The sequence below is a fragment of the Halomonas sp. WWR20 genome (assembly GCF_054602495.1).
The window spans coordinates 143,488-169,969 of record NZ_JBTRHR010000002.1 but is presented as its reverse complement, the minus strand read 5'-3'; the positions used below and the strand labels follow the sequence as shown (position 1 = coordinate 169,969).

23 protein-coding genes are annotated in these 26,482 nt (G+C 62.5%); 12 read left to right on the top strand and 11 right to left on the bottom strand.

Features of this window, described 5'->3' with window-relative positions; genetic code table 11:
* Positions 1-550: 550 nt before the first annotated feature.
* From ACW4DH_RS04100 to serA, 6 genes are all read right to left on the bottom strand, one after another.
* Positions 551-1,273, bottom strand: coding sequence for a Crp/Fnr family transcriptional regulator (locus tag ACW4DH_RS04100; RefSeq protein WP_459635089.1), 723 nt, complete (start codon positions 1,271-1,273; stop codon positions 551-553).
* A gap of 333 nt (positions 1,274-1,606) precedes the next feature.
* Positions 1,607-2,773, bottom strand: a complete 1,167-nt coding sequence (gene ku / locus ACW4DH_RS04095) for a non-homologous end joining protein Ku (protein ID WP_459635088.1) — start codon at positions 2,771-2,773, stop codon at positions 1,607-1,609.
* On the bottom strand, positions 2,766-3,548 hold the full coding sequence (gene ku, locus ACW4DH_RS04090; protein WP_459635087.1) for a non-homologous end joining protein Ku: 783 nt from the start codon (positions 3,546-3,548) through the stop codon (positions 2,766-2,768). Before ku (ACW4DH_RS04090) ends, ku (ACW4DH_RS04095) begins: the two co-directional genes overlap by 8 nt.
* Complete coding sequence (locus ACW4DH_RS04085) at positions 3,545-3,757, bottom strand: hypothetical protein (RefSeq protein WP_459635086.1); 213 nt, start codon at positions 3,755-3,757, stop codon at positions 3,545-3,547. Before ACW4DH_RS04085 ends, ku (ACW4DH_RS04090) begins: the two co-directional genes overlap by 4 nt.
* A gap of 34 nt (positions 3,758-3,791) precedes the next feature.
* A complete protein-coding gene (ligD, locus tag ACW4DH_RS04080; protein WP_459635085.1) occupies positions 3,792-6,365 on the bottom strand; it encodes a DNA ligase D in 2,574 nt (857 codons plus the stop codon).
* A 156-nt stretch (positions 6,366-6,521) separates the two neighbouring features.
* Positions 6,522-7,772, bottom strand: a complete 1,251-nt coding sequence (gene serA, locus ACW4DH_RS04075) for a phosphoglycerate dehydrogenase (protein ID WP_459635084.1) — start codon at positions 7,770-7,772, stop codon at positions 6,522-6,524.
* A gap of 361 nt (positions 7,773-8,133) precedes the next feature.
* Here serA and ACW4DH_RS04070 point away from each other — a divergent pair, with 361 nt between their 5' ends.
* Genes ACW4DH_RS04070 through djlA form a run of 4 tightly spaced genes read left to right on the top strand, consistent with a single transcriptional unit; the run spans position 8,134 to position 12,138 of the window.
* Complete coding sequence (locus ACW4DH_RS04070; RefSeq protein WP_459635083.1) at positions 8,134-8,442, top strand: exodeoxyribonuclease VII small subunit; 309 nt, start codon at positions 8,134-8,136, stop codon at positions 8,440-8,442.
* Positions 8,417-9,322 carry a (2E,6E)-farnesyl diphosphate synthase gene (gene ispA / locus ACW4DH_RS04065; RefSeq protein WP_459635082.1) on the top strand — a complete coding sequence of 302 codons (906 nt, stop codon included), beginning with the start codon at positions 8,417-8,419 and terminating at the stop codon, positions 9,320-9,322. The genes ACW4DH_RS04070 and ispA overlap by 26 nt, the downstream gene beginning before the upstream one ends.
* Before the next feature lie 20 nt (positions 9,323-9,342).
* Positions 9,343-11,343 (top strand): 1-deoxy-D-xylulose-5-phosphate synthase, encoded by a 2,001-nt coding sequence (locus tag ACW4DH_RS04060; RefSeq protein WP_459635081.1) that lies wholly within the window; start codon positions 9,343-9,345, stop codon positions 11,341-11,343.
* Positions 11,344-11,370: 27 nt separating this feature from the next.
* The gene (gene djlA / locus ACW4DH_RS04055; protein ID WP_459635080.1) at positions 11,371-12,138 is read left to right on the top strand and encodes a co-chaperone DjlA; all 768 of its coding nucleotides are present in this window, start codon (positions 11,371-11,373) and stop codon (positions 12,136-12,138) included.
* 154 nt (positions 12,139-12,292) lie between these two features.
* Here the strand turns inward: djlA and ACW4DH_RS04050 are convergent, their stop codons facing one another.
* The 4 genes from ACW4DH_RS04050 to ribA form a co-directional block, all read right to left on the bottom strand.
* Positions 12,293-13,138, bottom strand: coding sequence for an outer membrane protein OmpK (locus ACW4DH_RS04050; protein ID WP_459635079.1), 846 nt, complete (start codon positions 13,136-13,138; stop codon positions 12,293-12,295).
* A 70-nt stretch (positions 13,139-13,208) separates the two neighbouring features.
* Positions 13,209-14,474: a NupC/NupG family nucleoside CNT transporter gene (locus ACW4DH_RS04045; protein ID WP_459635078.1), complete on the bottom strand. Its 1,266-nt coding sequence runs from the start codon at positions 14,472-14,474 to the stop codon at positions 13,209-13,211.
* Between the two features lie 571 nt (positions 14,475-15,045).
* Positions 15,046-15,729 (bottom strand): PAQR family membrane homeostasis protein TrhA, encoded by a 684-nt coding sequence (trhA, locus tag ACW4DH_RS04040; protein ID WP_459635077.1) that lies wholly within the window; start codon positions 15,727-15,729, stop codon positions 15,046-15,048.
* A 107-nt stretch (positions 15,730-15,836) separates the two neighbouring features.
* Positions 15,837-16,472: a GTP cyclohydrolase II gene (gene ribA, locus ACW4DH_RS04035; protein WP_459635076.1), complete on the bottom strand. Its 636-nt coding sequence runs from the start codon at positions 16,470-16,472 to the stop codon at positions 15,837-15,839.
* Between the two features lie 223 nt (positions 16,473-16,695).
* Here ribA and hemE point away from each other — a divergent pair, with 223 nt between their 5' ends.
* Genes hemE through ACW4DH_RS04015 form a run of 4 tightly spaced genes read left to right on the top strand, consistent with a single transcriptional unit; the run spans position 16,696 to position 18,793 of the window.
* On the top strand, positions 16,696-17,760 hold the full coding sequence (hemE, locus tag ACW4DH_RS04030; RefSeq protein ID WP_459635075.1) for a uroporphyrinogen decarboxylase: 1,065 nt from the start codon (positions 16,696-16,698) through the stop codon (positions 17,758-17,760).
* Complete coding sequence (locus ACW4DH_RS04025) at positions 17,729-18,259, top strand: thiol-disulfide oxidoreductase DCC family protein (RefSeq protein WP_459635074.1); 531 nt, start codon at positions 17,729-17,731, stop codon at positions 18,257-18,259. Before hemE ends, ACW4DH_RS04025 begins: the two co-directional genes overlap by 32 nt.
* The gene (locus ACW4DH_RS04020) at positions 18,244-18,597 is read left to right on the top strand and encodes a VanZ family protein (RefSeq protein ID WP_459635073.1); all 354 of its coding nucleotides are present in this window, start codon (positions 18,244-18,246) and stop codon (positions 18,595-18,597) included. Before ACW4DH_RS04025 ends, ACW4DH_RS04020 begins: the two co-directional genes overlap by 16 nt.
* A 34-nt stretch (positions 18,598-18,631) precedes the next feature.
* Entirely contained in the window at positions 18,632-18,793 is a 162-nt protein-coding gene (locus ACW4DH_RS04015; RefSeq protein WP_459635536.1) for a hypothetical protein, read from the top strand.
* Positions 18,794-18,861: 68 nt separating this feature from the next.
* Here the strand turns inward: ACW4DH_RS04015 and ACW4DH_RS04010 are convergent, their stop codons facing one another.
* Positions 18,862-19,785: a bestrophin family protein gene (locus ACW4DH_RS04010; RefSeq protein ID WP_459635523.1), complete on the bottom strand. Its 924-nt coding sequence runs from the start codon at positions 19,783-19,785 to the stop codon at positions 18,862-18,864.
* Positions 19,786-20,090: 305 nt separating this feature from the next.
* Here ACW4DH_RS04010 and ACW4DH_RS04005 point away from each other — a divergent pair, with 305 nt between their 5' ends.
* The 4 genes from ACW4DH_RS04005 to cydC all read left to right on the top strand — a co-directional run bounded on the left by ACW4DH_RS04005 (position 20,091) and on the right by cydC (position 26,120).
* The gene (locus ACW4DH_RS04005; protein ID WP_459635072.1) at positions 20,091-21,509 is read left to right on the top strand and encodes a cytochrome ubiquinol oxidase subunit I; all 1,419 of its coding nucleotides are present in this window, start codon (positions 20,091-20,093) and stop codon (positions 21,507-21,509) included.
* Positions 21,502-22,500 carry a cytochrome d ubiquinol oxidase subunit II gene (cydB, locus tag ACW4DH_RS04000; RefSeq protein ID WP_459635071.1) on the top strand — a complete coding sequence of 333 codons (999 nt, stop codon included), beginning with the start codon at positions 21,502-21,504 and terminating at the stop codon, positions 22,498-22,500. Before ACW4DH_RS04005 ends, cydB begins: the two co-directional genes overlap by 8 nt.
* A 76-nt stretch (positions 22,501-22,576) precedes the next feature.
* Positions 22,577-24,346: a thiol reductant ABC exporter subunit CydD gene (cydD, locus tag ACW4DH_RS03995; protein ID WP_459635070.1), complete on the top strand. Its 1,770-nt coding sequence runs from the start codon at positions 22,577-22,579 to the stop codon at positions 24,344-24,346.
* Positions 24,339-26,120 (top strand): thiol reductant ABC exporter subunit CydC, encoded by a 1,782-nt coding sequence (gene cydC, locus ACW4DH_RS03990; RefSeq protein WP_459635069.1) that lies wholly within the window; start codon positions 24,339-24,341, stop codon positions 26,118-26,120. The genes cydD and cydC overlap by 8 nt, the downstream gene beginning before the upstream one ends.
* The last annotated feature ends 362 nt before the right edge of the window (positions 26,121-26,482 follow it).

Here is a 26,482-nt window from a genome sequence, read left to right as displayed (position 1 = left end):
TCTTTTTGTATATAAAAAACAATATTTTATAATATATTAAGTTTGTGCGTTTGTTTTAGGAGTAATCTAAAACCGACTAACCGTTGAATGATCGATCAAGCTTATAATTTTAACCTGGTTGGATGGGTTGAATGAAGGCTGGTTGTATCTTCACATTGCGGAGCCGGGGGTTGCAGGGATGCATGGCTTCTTGGTTCTATAAGGAAGGGAGCTCAATATAGCCCCGGTTACCGCGCCCCCTTGATCCTATGTTGATAAAGTGGGCAAGCAATAGAAAGAAGTAGGCTCGAAGAAAAACCATTGTTTTCGAGTGTATCGTTATGTTCGGGCCCCTGCTAGTTGATATATCACCTTTAAGGTGAAGGTAATTCAGACTACGACGTGTTAAGCCGACAAAGGATCAATCTCTGCCGGCTGTAATGTAGGATGGATTACATTATATAAGGGTTTTAGGGTTAAATATAAAGCGAATTAAGTTATATTTAAGGCCGTTCTTCGATAGAGTCAGTATTTTACTTTTCGATAGTCGCTAGTCTATGGCGTGGCTTCATCATTTCTTGACATTTCGGTGATGGAGATAATTGGGATTGAACTGGCCGAATGCCTTCAAGCGCTCCCAGTCCTCGATCACCATGCGCTTGCTGTTCAGGGTGATCAGCCCCTCCTTGCGCAGCCGCTGCACGATCCGGTTGGTATGTACCACCGTCAGTCCCATCGTCTCGCCCAGTTCCTCCTGGGTCAGGGGAAGGTCGAAGCTGTTGTCTTGGGTGAGCCCGGCAGAACGCGAACGCAGCAGCAGCTCGCAAAAGATATGCGCAAGGCGCACATCCGCGGCACGGCCGCCGGCATTGACCAGCCACTCGCGCAATATGGCTTCATCCACCAGCGTCGACCAGAAAAGTGCCCGCGCGAGCCGGGGGCAATGGTCCACGATGTAATTGAGCTTATCCTGCGAAATGCTCGCCACCTTGGCAGGCGTAAGCGTGCGGATCGAGTGGTCCATCTCGTCGAGCAGGGTGACGTACATGTCGCACAGGTCACCGGGCAGCAGATAGGCCATGATATGGTGCTTGCCGGTCTCGAGCAGTTTATAACGGCAGGCCCATCCCTCAAGCACCAGATGTACGTGTTCGGGACGCTGACCCTCGCTGATGATGTCCTGACGCTTGTTAATCGTATCGACCCTTATGACGGCATCTCGCAACGCTTGTTTCTCATGCTCGGAAAGATCTGTGTAGCTGCATAGTTTTTGAATCAAAGGCTCGATGGTCATGGTCTCTCCGAGTCGGCGTGAAGCGCTTCTGCGTCGCTGGACGTCCTAATCCTTATGGCGACTGAATATGATTGCGACGGGTGTGGTTAGTCATAAAGTCTGTAATAACAGGCGGTAACGTTGCGTTGCGCCTTCAACGTAACAACAATTTAACGAGGGGAGGGTAATATTATGTAGCCGACGGCTAGCGCCGCTACAGGCGGACCGGAGCGGTTACGCAACCAGGCTCGCGGTCAACAGCCCATGTACCACCATGATGCGTTCGGCGAAGCCGATAGGGCCGCGGTCGCGGTGGGCAGACAACAGGATCACTCCTTTAGGTGGGAAAGGACGTTATCCGACGTCGCCAATGGCGTCGATGAGCTGCTCCTTGCTCATCTGGCTGCGGCCGCCGATATCGAGGGCTTGGGCCTGCTCGTAAAGCTCGCTCTTGGAGAGCGAGGCGAGATCGCGCGCTGGCTTGGCTTTCTTGGTGTTCTCTCTCTTGGCACTTCCTTTCTTGGCATTTGCTTTCTTGGCACTTGCCTTGTGGGAACTGCCTTCCTGAGTATCCCCTGGCTTGGCGGTGCCGGGGGTGGATTGACTCCCGCGGCCCTGAGCCGCCTGGCGCTTTCGGGAGGAGGGAGTATTGCCTGCAGCGTTTCGGGCAGGCGGATGAGTGTCGATTTCGCCCTGCGCCAGGCTCTGCTTGAGTACGGCCATCAAGTCCACCACTTCGCCGCCCTCGTCGGGGTCGGCCTCCGCCTCGGGGGCCTCGATGACGTCCTCGCCACTCTCGAGTTTCTTCCGGGCCCGCTCGATGATCTGTTCGCTGTGCTGGTCGTTGAGTTCGGCGCGATCCAGCGAGGATTCGCTCATGGTGTTGATGGCCTTTTCGAAGCGCTTGACCTGGGCGGCCCTGGGCTTGGCCGGAGCCTCGGGCAGGCCGGCGTCGGCGGGCGAGCGCAGCTCATCAAAGAAGCGCAGCGTCTCGGCGCGCAGCAGTCCGTTTTCGGCGATGATCGCCACCAGATACTCCTTGCCGCGCATGACGAAGGTGGCGATGCCCGCGCGACGGGACTGCTCCATGCTGCGCGCCAGCAGCCGGTAGGCCTTGGTCGCGCCCTTGTCGGGGGTCAGGAAGTAGGCACGCTCGAAGTACATGGGGTCGATCTCGTCGAGCGGCACGAAACGGCGTAAGTCGATCTCCTGGGACTTCTCGGGCGCCAGCGATTCGAGCTCCTTGTCCTCGACCAGCACGAACTCGTTCTTGTCGACCTCGTAGCCGCGCACCAGCTCGCGGTTGTCGAGGACGCGCTCCTCCTTCTCGCAGAAGTAGCGCCGGGCCAGCGGCGTGCCGTCGCTGTCGATCATGCGCAGCGACACCGGTTTCGAGCGATTGGCGGGAAACAGCCCCACCGGCAGGCTGACCAGGCCGAAGGCGATGGTGCCCGACCAGAACGGCCGCGGGCCGCTGACCCGGGCCTCTTCCCGGCCCTTGTGATCTCTGCGCTCAGGCACGTTTGCGCTCCTTGTTCAGACTCGCCTCGAGGGCCTGGGTGAGATCCTCCGAGGGCTTGGGCCGACGAATCGGGGTGACTTTCACTTCTTCGCCGCGCCGCTTGCGTTCGATCAGTTCCATCACCCGCTCGCGGTACTCGTCGTGATACTCCTCGGGGGCGAAGGGGGCCTCGAGCATCGAGATGAGCTGCGCAGCCATGGCCAGCTCCTTGTCGTCGAGTTGACTGCCGCGCGGTGCTTCGAGCGCCTGCGCGGAAACCACCTCCTGATCGTGGCGCAGCGACATCAGCATGGGATAGCCCTGATGCAGGCGTAGTGCGCCGACGTAGGCTTTCTTGCGCATTACCCAGCGCACCAGGCCCTCCTTGCCGGTACTGGCCAGCGCCTGCGCCAGCGCGAAATAGTCGTCCTGCGTGTCGCCGTCGGGTCCCAGATAGTAGGGGCGGCTGTACCAGCGGTGATCGATCGCCTCGGTGGGAAGGAAGTGCAGCACCTCGATGTCCCGCGAGGGCTCCGGTTCCAGCGCCGCGAGCTCGTCATTGCCCAGCACCACCCGCGCGCCCTCGTCGCTGACATAGGCGCGCTGGGTCTGGGCGTAGGGCACCACCTCGTCCGATTCGGGATTGACCATGGCCTGCCTGACCGGGGACTGGTCCTTGCGGTGCAGCAGGCGAAAATGCACGCTGCGATCCTGGATGGCGGAGAACAGCTTGACCGGTACGCTCAGCTCACCCAGGCGGATCACGCCTTTCCACATCGCTCGCGCCGCCATCATTCACCTCCTGCGTGACACTCGGGGCACACCAGCGTGCCGTCATCATGACGCTTGATCCCGCAGGCCGGACATAGCGGCCGGTCGCAGAGCGCGCAGAAATATCCCGCCTCGTAGTGGAAGGTATGCTCGCAGAACTCGCAGTACTCGCTGCCGGGCTCCAGCCACCAAGGCGCCTCGGAGGAAGAGGATTCGTCGTCGTTCACGGTCATGGCGTCTTTTCCTTAGTTCAGATCTGCGCTCGGCTCACTTCTGCATGCCCACGCGGCGGCGCATCTCGGCCGTGATGGGCCGACGGGCGGTGTCGAAATTCGCCCATGGATCCTCACGCAGCGCCGAGAGCCGTCGGCGCAGATTCTCTAGGGTGTAACGGTCGGCACGCAGCGCGGCGTTCAACTCGTCCCAGCGTACCGGCACCGCGATCGGGGCGCCTTCGCGGGCGCGTACCGAGTAGGAGGCGATGGCGGTGGCGCCACGACCATTGCGCAGGTAGTCGATGAAGGTGCGTCCCTGACGCTTGGTCTTGGACATGCTGGCGGTGATGCGCCGCGGGTCGTCCTGGGCATGCTGCTGGGCGACGGCCTTGGCGAACGCCTTGACTTCGTCCCAGTCGGCGCGAGGTTCGAGCGGCACGACGAGATGCAAGCCCTTGCCGCCGGTGGTGCGCACGAAACTATCCAGTCCCAGCGCGGTCAGCCGCTCACGCAGCTCGGCCGCCACGCGCAGGATCTCCTTCCAGCCCACCTCGGGGGCGGGATCGAGGTCGAATACCATCAGGTCGGGGTGCTCCACGTCATGGATACGGCTGCCCCAGGGATGGATTTCCAGCGCCCCGGCCTGCACCAGCCCGATCAGATCCGAGACCTGCTGTACGTAGACGTAATCGCGCTTGCCGGCCTTTTCGGTAATCGACACGCGGGGCACGCTGGAGGCGATGGCCACCCGGGGATGCTTCTGGAAGAAGCACTCCTCGCGCCAGCCCTCGGGACAGCGCAGCAGCGACAGTGGCCGGTTGATCAGCGTGGGCAGGATCCACTCCTGGATCTCTTCGTAGTAGTGCGCCAGGTCGAGCTTGGTGATGCCCTGCTCGGGAAACAGGACGCGCTGCGGATGGGTCAGGCGCATGCCCGCGACCCTGGCCTCGCCGGCCTTGGAAGAGCGTGCCTTCGACGCGCCGACCGGTGTGTGCTGTGCGCCGGGAGCGCCTTCCGTCAGGGTATCCCCCGTGTTCATCACCGGCGATGCGCTCGAGGTGCGGATCTCGTCCGGGTCGCGATCCTCGCGGACGCCGCGAAAGGTGGGGTGGCGCAGCCGGCCGTCGCGGGTGCGCTCGGTGAATTCCACCTCGACGACCATCTCCGGGGCGACCCAGTGTGCCGTCTTCGCGTCCGGTACCGCGTCGCTGAAGGGCGATTCCGCCACCTCGAGCTCGCGCAGGGCGGCATGCAGGGACTCGAGCTGGCGGACGCTGAAACCGGTGCCGACGCGGCTGGTGTAGCGCAGCTTACCGTCCGCGTCGAAGGCACCCAGCAACAAGGCGCCGAAGCCGCTACGTGCGCCGCCGGGGCGGGTGTAGCCTCCCACCACGAACTCCTCGTGGAAGGCGCACTTTACCTTCAGCCACTGTTTGCTGCGGCCGCTTTCATGAGTGCTTCCGGCGCGCTTGGCGATGATGCCCTCGAGGCCCAGGCGGCAGGCCTGCTCGAAGAAGGCCGGCCCCTGTGCCTCGATGTGATCGGAGTAGCGCACCCGACTGCTGCCCGTGAAACCGGCGGACTCGAGCAGTTGCGCCAGGGCCCGCTTGCGCTCGACGAGCCTCACCCGGGTCAGATCGTAACCGTTGAGATAGAGCAGGTCGAAGCCCTGATAGACGAGGCCGGCGGTGCGGTTGCTGCTCAACGCCTCCTGAATGCGCCGGAAGCTGCTGGTGCCGTCATGCGCCAGCACGACCACCTCGCCGTCGAGCAGAGCGCTGTCCACCGGCATCCGGCTGAGCACGGCGGCGAGATCCGGGAAGCGCTCGGTCCAGTCGTTGCCGTTACGGGTGATCAGGCGCACCTGGCCGGCCTCCAGCCGCACCATGATCCGGTAACCGTCGAACTTGATCTCATGCAGCCAAGCCTCTCCCGCCGGGGCTTCACGGGTCAACGTGGCCAACTGCGGGCGAATCTCATCGGAGAGTGGCAGTGATTCGGCACCCGCCAGTAGGCTCGGGTCGGGTGGCTCTGCGCGCCGCTGCGTTGCACCCTGGGCCGTCCAGACATTGTCGCGATCGCGGGCGATCTCGGCCATGCTGCGCCCGGTGGCCACGCTGACGTCGTCGGAAATCCCTTCGCGGCGCCCGCTGCCCTGGCCGTCGCGGCGCTTGATCAACAGCCAGTTTCTGCCGTTTTCGTTGCGCCCGGTCATGCGCGTCAGTGTCCAACTGCCATGAAGCTTTTCGCCCTCGATCTCGAAATCGAGGCGATCCTCGCGCGCCTTGCCCGTGGCGCGCCAGCGGCCGCGATCCCACAACATGGAGGTGCCGCCGCCGTAGGTCTTCTGCGGAATCACGCCTTCGAAATCGCCGTATTCCACCGGGTGATCCTCGACTTCCACGGCCAGGCGCTTCTCGCCGGGCTCGAGGCTCGGCCCCTTGGGCAGTGCCCAGCTCCTGAGCACGCCGTCCTGCTCGAGGCGCAGGTCGTAGTGATCATGACTGGCGGCATGCTTGTGCATGACGTACAGACTACCCGGCGCCGCCTCGCTAGCGGCGTCGCCGGCCGGCTCCGGTGTCTTGGCGAAATCGCGCTTGCGACGATACTCCTCGAGCCTCTCCATACCTGATTGCGCACTCCAGCATCAGCGATAGGTCTGGATTCAGCCTAGTCAAGCGCACGGAAGGCGCCAAATGCGGGCCATGAGAGGCGTGAGGCCTGGAAAGCAAAACCCCCGGCACGAGGCCGGGGGCGGGAAGCAACATCGACCCGTCGAGAATCAGTCCTGGAAGTTGACCTCGGAGTAGAGCGTGCGCAGGCGCAGGGTGTGATTGACCTGCTTGAGCGCTTGCAGCGCCTGCGGACCGTAGTCCTTGTCGACGTCGATGACCACGTAGCCGACCTTTTCGTTGGTCTGCAGGAACTGGCCGGCGATATTGATGCCGTTCTCGGAAAGTACGCGGTTGATCTCGGAGAGCACGCCGGGCACGTTCTCGTGGATGTGCAGCAGGCGGTGCTTGTCGGGGTGCGAGGGCAGCGCGACCTCGGGGAAGTTGACCGAGGTGATGGTGGTGCCGTTGTCGGAGTAGGTGATCAGCTTCTCGGAGACCTCGATGCCGATGTTCTGCTGGGCTTCCAGGGTCGAGCCGCCGATATGCGGTGTGAGAATCACGTTGTCCATGCCACGCAGCGGCGAGACGAACTCTTCGTTGCTGCCCTTGGGCTCGACCGGGAAGACATCGATGGCGGCACCCAGCAGCTTGCCGGCGGTGAGTGCCTCGGCCAAGTCCTCGATCACCACCACGCTGCCGCGCGAGGCGTTGATCAGGTAGCTGTTCGGCTTCATCAGCGCGATCTGCTCCTTGGCGATCATCCAGCGGGTGGAGGGCAGATCCGGCACGTGCAGGCTGACCACGTCGGCGCGACCCAACAATTCGGCCAGGCTGCCCATCTGGCGGGCGTTGCCCATGCCCAGCTTGGTCACCACGTCGTAGAAGATGACCTCGAAGCCCAGCGACTCGGCGAGCACGGAGAGCTGGGCGCCGATGCTGCCGTAGCCGACGATACCCAGCGTCTTGCCACGCGCCTCGTGGGAGTGCTTGGCCGACTTCAGCCAGCCGCCCTGATGAGCGCGAGCGTTCTTCTCGGGAATGCCGCGCAGCATCATGATCGCCTCGGCCAGCACCAGTTCGGCGACCGAACGAGTGTTGGAGTAGGGCGCATTGAATACCGGAATGCCCCGCTCGAGCGCCGCAGGGAGGTTGACCTGGTTGGTGCCGATGCAGAAACATCCCACGGCGGTGAGCCTCTCGGCCGCCGCGAATACCCGCTCGGTGAGCTGGGTCCGCGAGCGGATACCGATGAAGTGTACGTCGCGGATCTTCTCGATCAGCTCGTCCTCGGACAGGGAGGTCTGAAGCGTTTCAATATTGGTGTAACCCGCGTTCAGGAAGTTATCCACGGCTGACTGATGGATACCTTCGAGCAGAAGGATCTTGATTTTGCTCTTGTCCAGGGACGTTTTGGCCATTGTCGGATCAATCCTTTCGTCGGCTCACGACGTTGTCTGTCGGATGATGATGGGTTGTGATCTGTTGGAGGGACGATCCGGAGGGGAGACGAGGGACCGCGCGTCAACAGGGGCCATATCGTAGCACAGCTGCTGAGTTTCATGATGAAAATGGTGCAGAGCCTGCATGAATGCACTGCAAGCGTCCCCGGCGCATTGCAGCCCCGCGAGGCGGGCTCGGCCATACCCGCCGCAGTAGCCTGAAGAGGCGGCGAGACGACAATGGTGGGGAAGACGCACCCCGGGGGCTAAGGTGTATACTAGACGGTCAAACCTGACAGGTGCGGCCGGCAGACGGTTGCACGGATGAGCGAGAAGCGCCATGGCAGAAAAGGACGCGGCCAAGCAGGGCGCCGCCGAAGATTCGCCCCAGGATTTCGCCGCCACGCTGAGTCGGCTCGAAACGCTGGTGAATCAGCTGGAATCCGGCGAGCTGTCGCTGGAGGATTCGTTAACCGCCTTTGAACAGGGCGTGCGTCTGACGCGTGACGCCCAGCGGCGGCTGGACGAAGCCGAACTCAAGGTGCGGACCCTGATCGAACAGCCGGATGGCTCGCTGCGAGCCGGGGCTTTCGACACGCCCGTGGACGGCCCCGCGCCGTTTGATGCGGAGGACGCCAGTGAGCGTTGAGACTTTGAGCCGTGACGATGTGATCGACACTGCGCGGGCACGTATCGAACGGGTTCTGGAGGCGTTGTTTGCGGACCCGGCGCCAGTAACCGAGGAGCTGCAGTCAGCGATGCGTTACAGCGTGATGGGCAGCGGTAAGCGCCTGCGACCGGTGCTCGTGTATGCCGCAGGGCGCGCGCTGGGCGCTGCCGAGGATACTCTGGATGCTCCCGCCGCTGCGGTGGAACTGATCCATGCCTATTCGCTGGTTCACGATGACCTGCCGGCCATGGACGACGACGATCTGCGCCGTGGGCGGCCTACCGTGCATCGTGCATTCAGCGAAGCCACGGCGATCCTGGCCGGTGACGCGCTGCAGACGCTGGCCTTCGAAGTGTTGGCCGCACGCGACCATCCCCGCCTGGGCGCGTTGATTCGTACGCTGGCCCAGGCTTCGGGACGCGACGGCATGGCCGCCGGCCAGGCGCTGGACATGTCCGCGGTCGGCGTGCGCCCGGACGTGGAGGCGTTGGCCACCATTCACCGTTATAAAACCGGTGCGCTGATTCGTGCTGCCGTACGTCTGGGGGCGTTGAGCGCAGTGCCCGAGGACGACCCGCGTGTGAGTGCGTTGGATACTTACGCCGCCGCGATCGGCCTGGCTTTTCAGATTCAGGACGACATCCTCGATGTCACCGGCGATACCGCAACGCTCGGCAAGACTTCGGGCGCCGATGCGTTGCGTGACAAGCCCACTTATCCGGCGCTGCTCGGCCTGCCCCAGGCCCATGACAAGGCGCAGTCCCTGTTGCAAGAGGCCCTGGAAGCCATCGCCCCGCTGGGGAAGGATGCCGCGCCGCTTGCCGAACTGGCCCGCTATATGATCGAACGCGATCATTGACCGCTTGCTGACGAGAGCCTATGAAGCTGTTCGACGAAATCCCTGCCGAGCGCCCGCTGACGCCACTGCTCGACACCCTTGAAAGCCCGGCGGCGCTGCGCGAGCTGAACGGAACTCAGTTGCGCCAGCTTGCCGACGAGCTGCGTGCCTATCTGCTTTACAGTGTAGGCTGTACCGGTGGCCATTTCGGTGCCGGGTTGGGGGTCATCGAGCTGACCGTGGCGCTGCACTATATTCTGGACACCCCTTATGACCGCCTGGTGTGGGACGTCGGCCATCAGGCCTACCCGCACAAGATTCTCACCGGGCGTCGCGACACCATGCATACCATTCGCCAATACGGCGGCCTGGCGGCGTTTCCCAAGCGTGAGGAGTCGGAGTACGACACCTTCGGCGTGGGGCATTCCAGCACCTCGCTCTCCGCGGCGCTGGGCATGGCGCTGGGCGCACGGGCCAAGGATGAAAAGCGTCGCGTGGCCGCGGTGATCGGTGACGGCGCCCTGACCGCGGGCATGGCCTTCGAGGCCCTGGCCCATGCCGGACACGTGGACGCCAACCTGCTGGTGGTTCTCAACGATAACGAGATGTCGATCTCCGAGAACGTCGGCGGCATTGCCAGTTACCTGGCGCGGATTCTGACCAGCAAGCCCTATACCGTGGTACGTGAAAACAGCAAGAAGATGCTTTCGCGGCTGCCGGGCGCATTGGAACTGGCACGGCGCACCGAGGAGCACGTCAAGGGCATGGTTAGCCCGGCGACGCTGTTCGAGGAATTCGGCTTCAACTATATCGGTCCCATCGACGGCCACGACCTGGGCGCGCTGGTGCAGACGCTGCACAACATGCGCGATCTCGACGGGCCGCAATTTCTGCACGTGCGCACCCGCAAAGGCAAGGGCTTTCGCCCGGCGGAAGCCGACCCTATCGGCTATCACGCCATCACCAAGCTGGAGAAAGTGGCTAGAGAGCCAACGCCGGCGCCGCTGATGCCCAAGGCCGACGAGGTGCCGTCCGAAACGCCGGGGGACACGCCATCGCATGCCGGTTCGGCGGAGCCTCAGCCGCGGACGAAACCGCGCAAGTATGCCAACGTCTTCGGTGAATGGCTGTGCGATATGGCGGCGGCCGATGAGCGATTAATGGGCATCACCCCGGCAATGCGCGAAGGCTCGGATCTGATCCGCTTTTCGCAGGAGTATCCGCAGCGCTACTTCGACGTGGCGATTGCCGAACAGCACGCGGTAACGCTGGCGGCGGGATTGGCCTGCGAAGGCATGAAACCGGTGGTGGCGATTTATTCCACCTTCTTGCAGCGCGGCTATGATCAGCTGATCCATGACGTGGCGGTGCAGCACCTCGATGTGACCTTCGCCATCGACCGCGCCGGGCTGGTGGGTGAGGACGGCCCCACCCACCACGGCGCGCTGGATCTCTCTTACCTGCGCTGTGTGCCCGGGATGGTGATTCTGGCACCGGCCGACGAGGCTGAATGTCGCGCCATGCTGACCGCGGCCTATCGACATCCGGGGCCGGCGGCGGTGCGCTATCCGCGCGGCAGCGGTCCCGGCGTGATGATTCCCGAAACGCTCGAAACGCTGCCCATCGGCATCGCCGAGCTGCGGCGGGAGGGTCGGGACGTGGCGCTGCTGGCTTTCGGCAGCCTCAACATCCCCGCCGCCGAGGTGGCCGAAAGGCTCGATGCCACCCATCTCAACATGCGCTCGGTCAAGCCGTTGGATCGCGACGCGGTGTTGGCGGCGGCGCGGCGGCATACGTTGCTGGTCACCCTGGAAGAGAACGTCGTTGCCGGGGGCGCCGGCAGCGCCGTCAACGAGCTGCTGATGGCCGAGGGTATCACGGCGCAAGTGCTCAACCTGGGGATTCCCGACAGTTTCATCGAACACGGCAAGCCCGCCGAATTGCTGCATGAATGCGGTCTCGACGCAGACGGTATCGAAGCCGCCATTCGTGTGCGTCTCGATTCGGTGCGTGCCCCCCAGACTCCCAACCGCCGCGGATAATCGCGAGATGGCCACAATGAGGAAAACATGCTGATAGCGATAGTCATCGGGGGCGTGCTGGGTTACATGATCGGCCGCCTGCCCGGTATGCTGATCGGAGCGGCCCTGGCTTACTGGCTGGTCCGGCGCCTGCGTGCAACCCTGATAAGCAAACTGGCCCAGGGCCAGAGTCAATTTCTGGATTCCACCTTCGCCGTCATGGGGTGCCTGTGCAAGGCGGATGGACAGGTGACCCAGGACGAGCTCGATATCTCCCGACGGCTGTGGGAGCGTCTGCGCCTCAACGAGGAGCAGCGGGCTCAGGCCAGGGCGGCCTTCAACCGTGGCAAGGCGGCGGATTTCGATCTGGATGCCGAGCTGGCCACCGTCCGCCGTATCACCGGCAGTCACCGGGCATTGCTGCAGGTGTTTCTGCAGGTACAGCTCTCGGCAATCGCCGCCGATGGTCAGGTGCATCCCGCCGAGCGTGACATGCTGCTGCGCGTGGCCCGTGGCTTGGGTTGCTCCGAAGCGGAAATCGCCCAGATCGAAGCCATGCTGCGAGGCGGCGCCAATGCCACGGGGGGCCCCTCCGGCCAAACGCTGGAGGATGCCTACCGGGTGCTGGGAATGGATGCCGAGGCCAGCGATGCCGAGATCAAGAAGGCCTACCGCCGGTTGATGAGCCAGAACCATCCCGACAAGATGGCTGGCAAGGGCTTGCCCGAAAGCATGCGGGAAATGGCCGAGCAGCGTACCCGTGAAATCGGCAATGCCTATGAACAGATCAGGAAGGCGCGTGCGAGCAGCACCTGAACCTGAGCGGAATGCCTATCGGCCCATGCAGGCAGGCGACGGCTGAATTCTGTGCGCCTGGCTCAGCCCGTAAACTGCAAAAAGCGCCTGCCGGAATCCGGCAGGCGCTTTTTTCTGGCCCGCGGCAAGCGCCGCGGGTCGAGTGGGTGATGGTCTAGAACTTGTAGTTGATACTGAAATAATGGCCCGGCCCGGAAGTATCCTGATTGACGCCGGTCACATCGGTATCGTCCTCATAGAAAGCCATATTGTTGTAAATCTTCAGACCATAGCCGATCGCAAAGCGCTCGGTGTGATAGTACAGGCCGTTGAACCACTCCAGGCTGTTGCTGCTGCGTCCGGCCTGCTCACCGACGGTATCGGCACCGAACTTGTAGTCGAGATACCCCTGGTAGGCGAAGTAGCTGCCGTTGCCGAAGGTATAGAAAGGCTTGAACCAGTTGGTCGAGGCCATGTAGCCGTCCCATGAGCTTTCATCCGGACCGCCGTAGTTTTCGCGTACGTAACGAGCCGTCAGGTTGAGCCCCATGGTGCCGAACCAGGGCACCTCGATATCGGAGCCGAGACCGACGTAGTGCTCCCAGAGACCGCCGCCAGGACCGGAGTCACCGATGTTGGTGACCGTGGCGATATACCACTCCTTGACCGGCCCGACGGACAGGTCGTGCCCGGTGATGGCGTCCAGGGAAAAGCGAGGCGCTATCTTGGCGAACATGTTGTCGCCTTCGGACTGGTCGTCGCTGCTGTCACTGAGTACGTCAAAGAAGTCGACGTAGCCGTAGAGGTCGACGATGCCCGAACGGCCGCCGAACTCCATTTCGACATAAGTGTCTTCGGAGTTGCGGAACGGCAGTTTGTTGTCTTCGCTGCGCATCAGGTTGAAGGTCATCCACTTGTAGTCGTTCTCATGGATACCGGCGCTATAGTCGGCCGCCAGGGCAGGACTGCTGGATATCAGCGTCGCTAGCAGTGATGTGCCAATCCAGTTGTTCTTGGTCATGAGGGTTCCCGTCTTGTCGCAGTTACGTTGCCAGTCGAAAAATGCGCGTTACACTCGGTTTGTCGGAGTGTTATGTCAGGCTGATGAAGAAGCCGGCGATGGTGGCGGACATCAGGTTGGAAAGTGTGCCGGCCAGCACCGCCTTGAGGCCGTAACGGGCAATCTCGGGGCGGCGCATGGGCGCCATGCTGCCGAGCCCGCCGAGCAGGATGGCGATCGACGAGAGGTTGGCGAAGCCGCACAACGCAAAGGAGAGCACCGCGGCGGTATGGGCCGACATGGCCTCGCCGGTGGCCGCGACGACGCTGTCACCCGAGATGTAAGGGGCCAGGTTGATGTAGGCGACGAACTCGTTGACCACCAGCTTCTGGCCGATGAAGGAGCCGGCCAGAGTGGCCTCGTCCCATGGAATCCCCAGCAAGAAGGCCAGCGGCGAGAATATCCAGCCGAGAATCATCTCCAGGCTCAGCGAATCCATGCCGATCCAGCCGCCGATGCCGCCCAGCATACCGTTGATCAGGGCGATCAGCCCGATGAAGGCCAGCAACATGGCGCCGACGTTGGCGGCCAGCATCAGCCCCGAGGTCGCCCCGCCAGCGGCGGCGTCGAGCACGTTGGCCGGACGCTCTTCCTCTTCTTCGGCCTTGGCTGCGACCCGCGACACGCTGTCCTTGGGCTGTTCGGTTTCCGGCATCAGCAACTTGGCGAACAGCAAGCCACCGGGAGCGGCCATGAACGATGCGGCGATCAGATATTCCATGGGGATGCCCAGACCCGCATAACCCGCGAGCACCGAACCGGCCACCGAGGCCAGGCCGCCGCACATTACCGCAAAGAGTTCCGAAGAGGTCATCGAGGCGATGAACGGGCGCACCACCAGCGGCGCTTCGGTCTGGCCGACGAAGATATTGGCGGTAGCCGACATCGACTCGGTGCGCGAAGTGCCCAACACCTTATGCAGCGCCCCGCCCAACAGGCGGATGATCCACTGCATGATGCCCAGGTAATAGAGGACGGCGATCAGCGACGAGAAGAAGATGATGATGGGCAGTACCTTAACGGCAAAGACGAAGCCCACGTTAGCGGGATCGGTGAGGTTGCCGAACAGGAAACCGATACCATCGTTGGCATAGCTGATGACTTGGCTGACACCGCTGGATATCGACCCGAGCATGGCTTGGCCGAAGGGCACGTAGAGGACAAAGGCGCCGATACCGGCCTGGATGGCGAAGGCGCCGCCCACGGTGCGAAAGCGAATGGACTTGCGATCATAAGAAAAAAGCACGGCGATAAGGATAAGCGTTGCCATCCCTACCAGGCTCATGATGGGGGTCATATTCAGTATCCTGACGACGTTCGATTGGGTTTGTTATGCAGAGAACGGCATGCGCCTGCGATAGACTGATAATTTTGTTATTAAAGTCACAATATTTTGCTAATAAAATAACATCGAGTAGGCGGTGTCAACTTTTTTACAGTGCCGCCTAAACCTGCAGAACCTGAATTCCACGCCGGGCGCAAGCCCACCTGTTGCCTGGCGGTTGGCCTCGGCACTTGGCTTGGCTTGGCTTGACGTAGAGCTAGACGCAGCAACGCTGGGGGCAACGGGATACATGACGAACATGCCCGGGATATTGCCGTGATGGGGGCGCTATCCGCTGACCTTAGCCGGTGAACGCACCCGTGCTGGGGATAGCACAGGCAGGACCGACCTGCCGGCATCGAATGGCTGGGACGCGATACGCCGAGGCAATAGGCGTGAGCCTACGCTCTGTCTGCAAAATGCCTGCGCTCACTCACGCTGCGTTAAAAATCAGCTCAAAATGCTCATTTACACCACGTAAACTCCGCTTCATCGCTGATTTTTGCCTTGCCTGAGCATCGCTCGCCGATTTTTCAGACAGAACTTAAGCCTCGAAGGGCAGTACGGCGGTATACACGGCGAAGTAATGGCAGACGCTGCCGCCGATGACGAACAGGTGCCAGATTGCGTGATTGAAGGGAATGGCGCGCACGGCATAGAAGATCACGCCTACCGTGTAGGTGACGCCGCCGGCAACGAGCAGTGCGATGCCGATATCCGGCAGGCTCTGTGCCATCTCGCCGGAGGCGAACACGATCAACCAGCCCATGAATAGATAGATGGCCACCCGCAGTGTCCCGAAACGATTCGGCCAGCGCAGCTTGAGGAGAATGCCGCCCAGCGCCAGCCCCCAGACGATGGCGAACAGGGTCCAGCCCACCGGCCCGCGCATATTGACCAGCAGGAACGGCGTATAGGTACCGGCAATCAGCAGATAGATGGCGCAGTGGTCGAGTAGCTGGAAGACACGCTTGAGTCGCGGATGACGACAGCCGTGATAGAGCGTGGACGCGGTATACAGCAGGATCAGGCTGGCGCCGTAGAGGCTGAGACTGACGATCTTCCAGGGATCGACATGCGTGACCAGACTGGCGAGGACGATCAGTACCGCCATGCCTACCAGGCTGAGCAGGGCACCGATGCCGTGGCTGACGCTGTGCAGCCACTCTTCCAGCGGAGCGTACTCCTCGGAATCGACGGGCGATACGGGGCGGGATGACTCGGGCATGGGGTGGACTCCACAACGGGCAGAAACGGCAACAATATAGTTGACGTTAGTGAACCAGTTTAGTTCGTGGGCCGGTGCCTGCATGTCGATTCCCGCCGCGCCTGGCGTCAGCGGTTGCGCTCGACGTCCACATCCTCTGCGGCGGTAAAATCCTCCAGCAACATCATGTGACCGAGCTTGCCGGCCTTGGTGGCCAGATAATGCTCGTTATGCGGGTTGCGTCCGGTGGTGATGGGCTGACGCTCGACGATGCGCACGCCGTCCCGGGTCAGCGCCTCGACCTTGCGCGGATTATTGGTCATCAGCTTGAGCGACGGGATTCCCAGATGCTCGAGCATGGGAACGCAGAGATCGTAACGACGCAGGTCGGCGCCGAAACCCAGACGCTCGTTAGCCTCGACGGTATCCGCACCCTGATCCTGCAGGTGGTAGGCGCGAATCTTGTTGAGCAGGCCGATACCGCGCCCTTCCTGGCGCATGTAGAGCAGCACGCCGCGCCCCTCGGCGGCGATGCGCTTGAGCGCTTCCTGAAGCTGGTAGCCGCAGTCGCAGCGCAGCGAGAACAGCGCATCACCGGTCAGGCACTCGGAGTGCACGCGAGCCAGTACCGGCTCGTCGGTCGACACGTCGCCCAGTGTCAGCGCGATGTGGTCCTTGCCGGTGGCTTCGTCCTCGAAACCATGCATGGTGAATGTTGCCCAGGGCATGGGCAATTGGGAGGCGGCGATGAATCGAATCGTCACATTGAACCTCGGTAGCGCGCTAAGGGTGGTATGGGCGCACAGTCCTGAAAAGAGCGCAACATTATAACAGGCGTTGGACGCTGGCTCACGGCTTAATCCACGTCGCGCTTGCGCCGGGCCGGTGTCCCGGGTTGAACTTCGCCGCGCAGAGTCGTATATCCATGGCGCCGTGATGCTCGCTATCCGTTACACTGGATACGAATTTCCTGTCAGATCGAACCCTATGCCACTCAAGAATGATCGTTTCCTGCGTGCACTGGCGCGCCAGCCGGTAGACCGGACCCCCGTTTGGATGATGCGCCAGGCAGGACGCTACCTGCCGGAGTATCGCGAGACTCGGGCCCGGGCCGGCAACTTCATGGACTTGTGCCGCAATACCGAGCTGGCCTGCGAGGTGACGCTGCAGCCGCTGGAGCGCTATCCGCTGGATGCCGCCATCCTGTTTTCGGATATCCTGACCATTCCCGACGCCATGGGACTCGGGCTGTACTTCGAGACCGGCGAAGGCCCCAAGTTTCGCAAGCCGGTGCGTACCGCCGAGGACGTGGCGGCGCTGACGGTGCCGGATGCGGAGCGTGACCTGGGGTACGTGATGGATGCCGTGTCGATGATTCGCCGCGAGCTCAACGACCGCGTGCCGCTGATCGGTTTTTCCGGCAGTCCGTGGACGTTGGCGACCTACATGGTCGAAGGCAGTTCGAGCAAGGATTTCCGCCATGTGAAGTCGATGCTCTACTCCAGTCCCGATACCATGCATCAATTGCTCGACGTATTGGCGCACGCGGTGACCGATTATCTCAATGCGCAGATTCGCGCCGGCGCTCAGGTGGTGCAGATCTTCGATACCTGGGGCGGAGCGCTATCGACACCGGCCTATCTGGAATTTTCGCTGCGCTATATGGAGCAGATCGTCGCCGGGCTGATCCGCGAGCACGATGGCCGGCGCGTGCCGGTGATCCTGTTCACCAAGAATGGCGGCCAGTGGCTGGAACACATGGCCACCACCGGTGCCGACGCGCTGGGCCTGGATTGGAGCACCGAGCTCTCCGACGCCCGCGAGCGGGTCGGTAACCGCGTCGCGCTACAGGGCAACCTCGACCCCAACGTGCTGTTCGCCCCACCCACGGCGATTCGCGCCGAAGTGGCGCGTGTGCTCGACAGCTACGGTGCCGGGCCGGGGCATGTGTTCAACCTGGGACACGGCATCAGCCAGTTCACCGACCCCGACCATGTGACCGCCTTCATGGATGCTTTGCATGAACTCAGCCCGGCCTATCATCGCGACTGAGCACTGGCGCACTCTGGTGGTGCTGGACGCCGATTGCCCCTTGTGTCGGCGTTCGGCGCATTTCCTGCTGCGTCATGAGAGCGGTCCCCGCTTCTTGCTGGCGGGGCTCAGCTCGTCCGTCGGCGAGCGGCTCGGGCGTCACTTTGGCGCCGATCCTCGCCGTCTCGACAGCGTATGGTGTATCCGCGACGGCGAGCTGTTCCGCGATAGCGAGGCGCTGTGGCGTCTGGCGCAAGGGTTGCGTTGGCCATGGACTCTCGGGGCCGAGTTGCGTCAGTTGCCCCGGCCACTGCGCGATATCGCCTATCGTGCGGTAGGAAACCATCGCCACCGTCTGGCACCGGACATCGCTCTGAACAGCGCCGCCCGGGGGCGTTTTATCACCACCCTGACCGAGGAGCACTGCCGGCAGTTGGGCCTGCCTTCCTACTTGGCGATGGACGACGGCACTGCATTATCGGCACCGGCAACCTCGGGGTTACCATGGTCGCCTACCTGAGAAATGCCTACTGGCTGCGCGCTGTCCTGGCCGTGGCCTGTGCCCTGATCATCGCCTGGGGCAGTCTGACGCCGGGTGACGAGATGCCCCGCAATCTGCCTTGGGACAAGTTCAATCACTTCATCGGTTATGCCGGGCTGGCGTTCTGGGTGCGGCTGTCGGGGCTGCGCGGTGGGGTGAGCTTTCTCGTGGCAGCCGGCTACGGTGTGGCCATCGAAATGGCCCAGATGGGCGTGGCGGGGCGCAGCGGCGGCGACTGGGAGGATATTCTGGCCAACTCGCTGGGCGCCGCGAGCGCGCTGATCGTCATCGCGCTCTGGCGACGTCGCAGCGGCTAGCCCGTCTGTTGTCGGATGCCTTTGTCACGAGATGATGTCGCACCCGGCCTTGTTCACCCATACCAATCCCAAGCGCGTCGTGATCCTCGATTCCACCGACCCGGTCGGCCCCGCCGAAGGTCGGTTCAAAATCGATTTCCTCAAGCGCTGCCACGTGGCCCGGCCAACGTTGGGCCATGCTTGTAGCGACCCCTGATGTATCTCGCGCCGTGGCTGGACCCTCGAAGTATTTTTATCCTCGTCCCGCCTGGGTGAGCGGACTTCTTAAAGCAGCACATGACCCTGCGGCAGCAACGGCGGGGGCGCAGGCTCGCCCAGGGCTTCCAGGGCATCGATCTCGATCGTGCGTGTCAACGCCGCGAGCGGCAGGCTGTTGGCGTCCGTACTGAACGGTGTGCCCAACTCCTCGGAGAGCTTGTCCAGGCCGAAGAACGTATAGGCGATGATGCCGCAGATGACCGGCGTGGCCAGCCCGAGCATCCCCACCAGCCCCCACGGCAAGAGAAAGCAGTAGAGGTAGGCCGTGCGATGCAGCAACAGCATATAGGTGAACGGCAAGGGCGTACGGTGAATGCGCTCGCAGGAGCCCAGTATCCGTGACATCGAGCTCAAGGTGCGATCCAGTTCACTGATCAGAATGTCCGATAGCATCGCCTCCTTTCGGCATTCGCCCAGTAACTGCCCGAGCAACTGCAAGAGTCCCGCCGGCAGATTGGAATAGCCCTCAAGCACGCGGCGGTCTTCGGTCGTGAGATGGGAGGTGAGTTCGGGCCAGGCGTCGGTGTCGCGCAGACTGTGGCGCAGGGCATGCGCAAAGGCGATGGTGAGATGGCCGAAGTGGCGGCGTAGCTCCTGTCCACGCGGCGTGTCGGGATCGAGAAAGGCGTTGGCCTGGCGCATCAGGGAGCGACTGTCGTTCACCAACTGGCCCCAGTGTCGGCGTGCCTCCCACCAGCGGTCATAGCAGGCGTTGTTGCGAAAGCCGAGAAACAGCGACAGCGAGATGCCCAACAGCGTGAACGGGGCCGTCGTGTAGCTCGGAAACAGGCGAGGAAAGTCGCTGTGCAGCTCGGCCACCAGCATTCCGATGACCATGATCACCAGCACCTGCGGCAGAACCATGGGCAGCGTCGAGCCGCGCATCACGAAAAACAGCTTCAGGAAACCGGGATTTTCACGAACGACCATAGGCAAGAGTCTATCCAGGCAGAGCGGAGAAGGCCGGTCGGGGTGATGCGGGCATCATCGCACCCTATCGACCGTGGCAGGTTCCAGACAGTAGCGGTTTTGTGGGTCATTGATAACCACTTACGCGCATTCTTCGCCGTACTGGTTTAGACAAGCATCGTCACGTTGGCTACTGTTCTAAGGCTAGCCGGCCTCGCCAGGAGCCGCATTACCGCTATTCTCGCGACAAGTCCCGTTACTGCCGCGACAAGTCCCGCTATTACCGCGACAAGGATGGAAAGAGCCGACATGGAAGGAGTCCGTGCATGCTGGGGTTAGAAAGCGTTGACCTGGCCCGCCTGCAATTTGCGACCACCGTGATGTATCACATCATCTTCCTGGCGTTGAGCATCGGGTTGTCCACTTACCTGGCCTTCGTACAGGCGATGTGGTTGAAGACCGGCAACCAGATCTATCTCGGCATCTTCAATTACTGGAAGCCACACTTCGCGGTGAACTATGGCGCCGGGGTGGTCTCCGGCGTGATCATGGCCTTCGAGTTCGGCACCAACTGGAGCGGTTTTTCGGCCAAGGCGGGCGGCATCAGCGGTGTGCTGCTGACCTACGAGGTCATCACCGCGTTTTTCCTGGAGGCGGGCTTTTTCGGCATCATGATGTTCGGCCAAGGGCGCGTCAGTCCCAAGGTACATTTATTCGCTACCTGCATGGTGGCGTTGGGCGCTTACATCTCGACGTTCTGGATTCTGTCTTCCAACAGCTGGATGCAGACTCCGACGGGCCATGTCATCGAGAACGGCCAGTTCATTCCCGCCGACTGGTGGCAGGTCATCTTCAACCCCTCCCAGCCATACCGTTTCGTACACATGTCGCTGGCGGCGATGATTGCCACTGCATTTGCCGTGGCGGGCATCGCCGCCTGGCATCTCTGGCGCAATAGCCGGGATGTGGTCGCACGCAAGATGTTCTCGATGGCGTTGTGGATGTTGACGTTCGCCGTGCCGCTGCAGATCGTGGCCGGTGATCTGCATGGGCTCAATTCGCTGGAATATCAGCCGGCCAAGGTCGCGGCCATGGAGGCCTACTGGGGGCCGGAGCCGGATAGCACCGGCATGCCCATGGTGGTGTTCGCCTGGCCGAGCATGGAGGAAGAGAAAAACCTCTTCACCCTGGAAATTCCGCGGCTCAGCAGCTTGTACCTGACCCACTCGCTGACCGGCGAGATCCAGGGATTGAAGCAGTGGTCCAAGGATGAATTGCCCTATGTGCCGCTGGTCTTCTTTGCCTTTCGCATCATGGTGTATCTGGGCTTCGCGATGCTGGGCCTGGTCGCGCTGTCGCTGTTGCTGCGCAAGCGTCAGCGGCTTTACGAGGCGCGCTGGTTTTTGATGCTGATGATGCTGGCGACGCCGGCCGGCATGGTGGCGATAGAGGCCGGCTGGGTAACCACGGAAGCGGGACGCCAGCCTTGGATCATCTATGGTCTGATGCGCACCGCCGATGGCGTTTCGCCCTTCAGCGTCGCCACGCTGCTGACCAGCTTGGCGGGGCTGTGGGCGATTTACACGTTAATCTTTCTCATCGGCGCGTATTTCTTCTTCAAGCTGGTCAGAAAGCCGCCTGAGGAGGCGCTGCCATCCGGCACGCAGGAGGAGACAGGCACGGCGGAAAACCGCCACCCACCCAGGCGATCGTCCCGTCAGCGCAGGGAGCAAGATGATGAGTGAAGAAATGCTTCCGGTGATCTGGTTCGGCCTCATTGGCTTCGCCCTGATCACCTACGTCATCCTGGATGGTTACACGCTGGGCATCGGCATCCTGTTTCCTTTCGTCGGCGAGGAAGAGCAGCGCGGCATCATGATGACCACGGTCACTCCCTTCTGGGATGGCAACCAGACGTGGCTGGTGCTCAGCGCGGCGGGGCTGTATGGCGCGTTTCCGCTGGTATACGCCACGCTGTTGCCGGCCATGTATCTGCCCTTGGTGCTGATGTTGATGTGCCTGTTCTTTCGTGGCATGGCCTTCGAGTTCCGCTTCGAGGCTCACTCGCGCAAGAACTTCGATCGGGGCTTCGTCGTGGCCACGGTACTGACCGCCTTCATTCAGGGCATGGTCGCGGGTAGCGTCATCAGCGGGCTCAGAGGAGAGGGCAATCAGTATGCCGAGGGGCCGATGGGCTGGTTCTCCTGGTTCGGCGTATGTGCCGGGTTAGCCCTGATCGTCGGCTACGCATTGCTGGGTGCCGCCTGGCTGGTGGTAAAAACCGAAGGGCGTTTGCAGCGTCGCTTTTATCGCATGCTGCGGCCGTTGACGCTGTTGTTCCTGCTGGGGATGGCGATTGTCGCTATCTGGACGCCACTGGCGAATTCGCGCATCGCCGAACGCTGGTTCAGTTTCCCTAACAGCGTGTGGCTGGGCGGCGTGGTGGCGTTGATACTGTTGCTGGCATTGAGCGTCATTCGCAGTGCGGCGCGGCGGCGTGAGACGCTGCTTTTCCTTCAGGTGGCGGGGCTTTTCGTCCTGGGACTGCTGGGCCTGGTGGTCAGCCTGTTTCCGGTAATGATCCCGCCGGACATCACGATCTGGAACGCGGCCTCGCATCGCGCCAGCCAAACGTTTTTGCTGGTGGGCTACGCTATTCTGGTGCCTATCATTCTGGGCTACACCGCCTACAGTTACCGGGTATTTCGCGGCAAGGTGCGGGAGAGCGAAGGGTAAGCGTGCGGTGCGTGATACCCTGTTTTACTCGCCCGCCGGGCGTTCGCTGTCAACGACCTCGCTGCATGGAGCATGAATGAGTTCCCCTCCTACGCCACGTCAGTGGCTGTCTGCCAATGCCAAGCGTGGCGGCGTCTGGGCGCGCGTCGCCGTGATTGCCGGTACTGCCTCGACCTTGCTGCTGTTCGTTCAAGCTTGGTCGATCGCCACCGTGGCCCAGCGCATGGTGATCGACGACGCGGCCTTTTCCAGCGTGATCGTTCCGCTGGCGGTATTGCCGCTGGCCTTCATCGGGCGCGGCGCGCTCGCCTGGCTGAAGACCGAAGCCGGGACCCGCAGCGCCATTCTGATCCGCCAGTCGATCCGCCGCGATCTGCTTATCCGTCTCGGCGAGCTCGGTCCGCTATGGGCGCGACGCCAGCACAGCGCGACGCTCGGCAATCGGGTCTGGGATCAGGTTGACGCCCTGCAGGGCTACTACGCCGACTATCGTCCTCAAATGCTGCTGTGCGTCAGCATTCCGCTGTTGATATGGCTCGCGGTGCTACCGCTGAACTGGGCGGTGGCGATCATTCTGCTGGTGACCGCGCCGATCATTCCGCTGAACATGGCCATGGTCGGCATGGGAGCCAAGCAGCGTCAGGAAGCGCAGTTTCGTGAGATGAGTCGCATGAGCCGGCATTTTCTCGACACGCTGCGCGGCCTGCCGACGCTCAAGCTGTTCGGCGTCAGCCGCGCTCAGGCCGAGGTCATCCATGAAGTGTCGGAGAATTTTCGCATCAGCACCATGCGTGTGTTGCGCCTGGCCTTCCTGTCATCGACGGTGCTCGAGTTCTTCAGTTCGGTGGCCATCGCGGTACTCGCCATCTATATCGGCTTCGTCTATCTGGGCTATTACGATTTCGGCACCTGGGGGCACGGCCTGGACCTGTTCATCGGTCTGTTCGTATTGATCCTCGCCCCCGATTTCTATCAGCCACTGCGCGATCTCGGCACGCATTATCATGCCAAGGCCGAGGCGGAGGCCGCCGCCGAGGACTTGATCGCGGTCCTCGAGCGCGATGCGTCCGACCGCCCAGGCCGCCGGGACTGGCAGGTGCCCGAGCGGCTCGGCCTCAAGCTGCACAGCGTGACCTGCCGCTACGCCGATCGGCAGGTGGCCGCGCTCGAGCGTCTCAGCCTGGATATCCGCGCGGGCGAGACGCTGGCTGTGATCGGCCCGAGCGGCGCCGGCAAGACTACGCTACTGAACCTGCTAATGGGATTCCTGCCTCCCGAATCCGGCACGCTGGAGACCGATGACGGCACACGCCTCGATACGCTGGCCCCCGAATGCTGGCAACGTGCGCTTGGCTGGGTCGGTCAGCAACCGACCCTACTGTCGGGCACGCTGGCCGACAACCTGCGTCTGGCGGCTCCCGAGGCCGGCGAGGCTGCGCTGTGGTACGCCCTGGAGCAGGCCGATCTCGGCGAATGGGCCCGGCAGTTGCCCGAGGGGCTGGCCACGCGTCTGGGGGAGGGAGGCCAGCCCGTTTCCGGCGGGCAGAAACGGCGCATTGCCCTGGCACGCGTATTCCTGCGCGAAGCACCGCTGATCCTGCTCGACGAACCCACCGCCAGCCTGGACCGCGACAGCGAAACGCGGGTGATGCGCGCCCTCGAGCGGCTCAAACCGGGACGAACCCTGGTCATGCTAACCCATCGCCTCGAACTACTGCAGTTCGCCGACCGCGTACTGATACTCAGGAACGGCCACGTACAGGCACTGGATACACTCGAGGCTCTGTGCGCACCGGGCGGTCCGCTTGCCGAATCCGTCACGTCAGTGGAGCTTCCCCATGAATGAAGCACCTCGCAAGGCGACGCCCGAAACCTCGACACTGGGCGACCTCAAACCCTACCTGGCGCAGATGCGGCCGTTCATGGCTTTGCTGGGCCTCGGTACGCTGTTGAACCTGCTGGCACTGGTGTCGAGCGTGGGGTTGATCGCCCTGTCGGGATGGTTCCTGAGCGCTGCGGCGCTGGCCGGGATGACCGCCGCCACCGCCGCGACGTTCAATTTCTTTCTCCCCTCGGCGGGGATCCGCTTCTTCGTCGTGGCGCGTACGGCAGGGCGTTATGGCGAGCGGGTCACCTCTCACGAGGGCACGTTCAAACTATTGTCGCTGCTGAGAAAACGTGTCTACGCGACGATCGAGCCGCTGTCGCCCACGGCGCTTATGCGCTATGGCAGCGGTGATCTGATGACGCGCCTGACCGCCGACATCGATGCTCTGGACAACCTGTACCTGCGCGTGTTGACACCATCGCTGGTGGCGTTGGGCGTGATTGTCGGCTGTGGCGTGGTGATCGGCGTGTTCGCGCCGTGGGTCGGCGTGTTCGCCGCCACCGCCCTGCTGCTCTCGGGGATCGTCGGCCCCTGGCTGGCCTGGCGCCTGGGCCATGCACACTCGGCGCGTTGGCATCATCTCAACGGCGCTCTGCGCACCCGCCTGATCGAGCGCCTTGCCGCGTTGCCCGAACTGCTTCTTTATGGCCGTTGGCAACACGAGATCGACACATTGGCTACGGCGCAGCGTCAGCGTGACGATGAGGAGCGACGACTGGCCCGGCTGTGGGGCGTCTCGCAACTGATCTCGCATACGCTGCTGGGCCTGACCATGGCCATCACGCTGGCCCTGGCCGCGTGGCTGGCCAGCGCGGGGCGGCTCGCGCCGACGCTGATCGCACTGATGGGACTGACGGTACTCGCCGCCTTCGAGGCCATCACGCTGCTGCCGCAGGCATGGCAGAATCTGGGGCGGATTCAGCGGGCCGCGCGTCGCCTCAATGACTTGCGCGATCAGGTGCCGAGCATCACCTATCCCGAGCGTGACCGGGCTACACCGACCGATGCCCGGCTGGATATCGACGCCGTGCATGTCGGCTTCGCGGACGGGACGCGAGCGCTCAAGGGCGTGACGCTCAGCCTCGCGGCAGGCGAGCATTTTGCGCTGCTCGGGCCCTCCGGGGGTGGCAAGACCACATTGCTCAATACGCTGGTGCGCTTCATCGAGCCAGACCGGGGCGCGCTGCGCCTGGGGGGCGTGGCGCTCAGGGATCTGAGCGAGCCAACGCTACGCCAGTCGTTTGCCGTGGCGCCCCAGGACGTGCATCTGTTCGTGGCGAGCTATCGCGAGAATCTGCTGATTGGCGCGCCGCAGGCGAGCGACGCGCAGATGATCGAGCTGCTCACGGCGCTGGATCTCGGCGAGTGGCTGGCGAGCCAACCCCAAGGGCTCGACAGTTATCCCGACGAGGGCGGAAGCTCGCTGTCCGGTGGGCAGTTGCGGCGCTTCGGCGTCGCCCGCGCCCTGCTCGCCGAGGCCTCGGTGGTGCTCCTCGACGAGCCGACCGAAGGGTTGGACGAGGCCAGCGAAAAGCACGTACTCGACGAAATCGCTCACCGCTGCCAAGGGCGTACGCTCTTGTTGATCACCCACCGCCTGCAGGGGCTGCAACGCTTCGACCGCATCGGTATTCTTGATGACGGCCAACTGCTGGAAGTCGGTGCCCCCGAGGCATTGCTCGCGTGCCAGGATAGCCGTTATGCCGCCCTGAATCGTCGGGTCGTCCTGTAACCACGCCGGCTGCGCGGCGTCAGGGAGATTGTGATCACGTCAGGACATCTGCTGAAAGTGTGGAATCATGATCTTGTCGATGCCGAAAAGGAGACCATTGCTGGCCGCTTGCCCGACGTGATCACCTTGGCATCGTTGACCCTTGACCGGCCGTTCTGCCTTTTGACCAGTTCGAATGGCGCCAGGGGGTTTAACCCTTTGTGATTTTTTGCATAAGCCGCAGTCTGTTTATGTCTTTTGCGTGGCGAGCCTTAGACAGTCGTAGTTGCGTTGACTAGTGTTTTAGCAGAGACGAATTGACGAGCGGGAGATACCCAGCCGACCCCGGCTATCCTGACGGGTACCGTGTCAGCGTCTCGGAT